The sequence below is a fragment of the Saccharomonospora iraqiensis subsp. paurometabolica YIM 90007 genome (assembly GCF_000231035.2).
GTDB classification, from domain to species: domain Bacteria; phylum Actinomycetota; class Actinomycetes; order Mycobacteriales; family Pseudonocardiaceae; genus Saccharomonospora; species Saccharomonospora paurometabolica.
Genome location: NZ_KI912185.1, coordinates 95,588 through 97,557, shown reverse-complemented (window position 1 = coordinate 97,557; position 1,970 = coordinate 95,588). Strand labels below are relative to the sequence as shown.

Here is a 1,970-nt window from a genome sequence, read left to right as displayed (position 1 = left end):
CGCGACCGCGGACCGGTTACCGGGCGCGGCCCGGTGCTCGCCGTGGCCGCGCTCGCCGCGTGGTCGGCGACGATGCTGCTGGCATGGTGGCTGCACTGGGGTGTCGCCGTGGCACTGTCGGCGGGCACCCTGGTGGCCGGGGCACCGTTCGCGGTCCGGCGGATCCAGCGGGGACGCCGGTTGCGCGAGATCGGTGCGGGTACGCCCTCGGCGGGCAACGCCGCCTGGCACGAGCTGATGCAGGAGTGTGTGGACCGGGGCATCGACATCCCGGCCACGGACACGATCCGGCTGGCGGCCCAACGGCTCGCCCAGCGGCACCGGCTGGACGAGCGGGGGCGGGAGGACCTGCGCGCCGTGGTCACCGCGCTCGAACGGTCCTGGTACAGCCCCGACGGGGCGGCCGGGGACCGCGACCCCGGGTTCGCCGGGGCGTTCCGGGGGGTGCTGGACGCCCTCCGGCGCAACGCTCCGTTGTCCTGGCGCGCCCGGCTGTGGCCCCGCTCGATCGTGCGCCGCCGGCGCGGCTGACCTCGCATCCCCCGGCTCCGGCGAAGGCCGGTGTCCGAGGTGGGAGGCGACCCGGGAGCGGGGACAGCCGAGACGAACGGAGACCGGTGGCATTGCACGGGAACGGACCTCGTGCGGTGCCACCGGTCTCCGACGCGACAGCGTGCAGGTGGGCCAGTGGACCCGGCCGGGACGGACGTTGCGCGGGTGCGAGCCGTCTCCGGGTCAGGACCCGCCGGTGCGGGTCAGCGGTCCTCGAAGCGTTGCCGGAAGCGGTTCTCCATCCGCTGCGCGAAGCCGCTGCGACGGCCGGAGGTCCCGCCGCGCTTGCCCGCACCTCCACCGGAGGTCTCGGCGTCGCCCTCCCCGGCTTCCCCGGACGCCCGGAGGGACGCGACCGCCACCAGGGCGCCGAAGAACATCACGACGAAGCCCAGCACGCTCAGCCACGGGATCTCCGCGATCCGCAGGAACGACGCCGGCAGCACGACGCCGAGCACGAGCAGGGCGAGGCCCGTGAGCACCAGGGCGAAGCCCTGCACCCGCCTGCGGCGGCTGGGCCGGTGCATCCGGGTACCTCGTACCGTGGACGCGAACTTGGGGTCCTCGGCATAGAGCTCGCGCTCGATCTGATCGAGCAGCCGCTGCTCATGCTCGGAGAGTGGCATGTCTCCTCCTCCGGCACGGCGCTGTCTGGCGACCCCTGCTGGGCGCCGGAACCGCGCGTTCTTCGTGGACCCGACGATTCCCCGATCGGGGGTGTCGTCCCCCAGGATACGAGCACAACGCCCGCACGACTACCCGATCTCGGCCGCCGCGTGCCGGGTTTTGCCCGATGGGCCCAACCACCACACCCGACCAGGGATTTCGTCCCGGACCGATCATACCCCGTCCGGGGGAAGCAGCGAGGCGGGGCGCACGGCCGCGCTGCCGAAGCGGGACCGTGCGACGTCGGCGGCGGCCTCCGCCTCGCGCCACCGTCCCTCCGGCTCCCGCCCGCCTCCCGTCACCGCGGCCTCGGCCGGGAGCGCGTCCTCCAGGGTGAGTTGTTCGGGCTCCCCGGTCCCGGTCAGCCCCTCGACCCGGACACCGAGCAACCGCACCGGCGCGTCCCCGGGCACGGCGTCGGCCAGGAGGTCGACGGCGGTGCGGTGGATCCGCCGGGCGACGTCGGTGCCGCTGCGCAGGGTCCGGGCCCGGGTGACGGTGCGGAAGTCGGCGAACCGCACCTTCAGCGACACCGTGCGCCCCCGCAGCCCCCGGGAACGCAACGTCTCCCCGACCCGTCCGGACAACCGGAGCAGTTCCCGCTCCAGGGCCTCATACCCGCGCAGGTCGGAATCGAACGTGCGCTCGGCACCCACCGATTTCTCCTCCGCGTCGGCCACCACGGGACGCTCGTCCCGCCCGTGCGCGAGGGCGTGCAGGTGGTCGCCCGCGGCGGTGCCGAGCAGCCGCCG

2 protein-coding genes and 1 pseudogene are annotated in these 1,970 nt (G+C 74.8%); 1 reads left to right on the top strand and 2 read right to left on the bottom strand.

Going from position 1 to position 1,970, the window contains the following annotated elements:
• Positions 1-531: pseudogene (locus SACPADRAFT_RS0200550) on the top strand (transglutaminase); the annotation flags it as partial.
• 224 nt (positions 532-755) lie between these two features.
• Here SACPADRAFT_RS0200550 and SACPADRAFT_RS0200545 read toward each other — a convergent pair.
• Positions 756-1,178 (bottom strand): DUF3040 domain-containing protein, encoded by a 423-nt coding sequence (locus tag SACPADRAFT_RS0200545; RefSeq protein ID WP_007027441.1) that lies wholly within the window; start codon positions 1,176-1,178, stop codon positions 756-758.
• Positions 1,179-1,391: 213 nt separating this feature from the next.
• A partial coding sequence (locus SACPADRAFT_RS0200540; protein ID WP_007027440.1) for a DNA polymerase Y family protein occupies positions 1,392-1,970 on the bottom strand: 579 nt, incomplete at its 5' end.

Bases quoted from the DNA above. Each gene is read 5' to 3' on its own strand.
- SACPADRAFT_RS0200545 (WP_007027441.1), bottom strand. From the start codon at position 1,178: ATGCCACTCTCCGAGCATGAGCAGCGGCTGCTCGATCAGATCGAGCGC.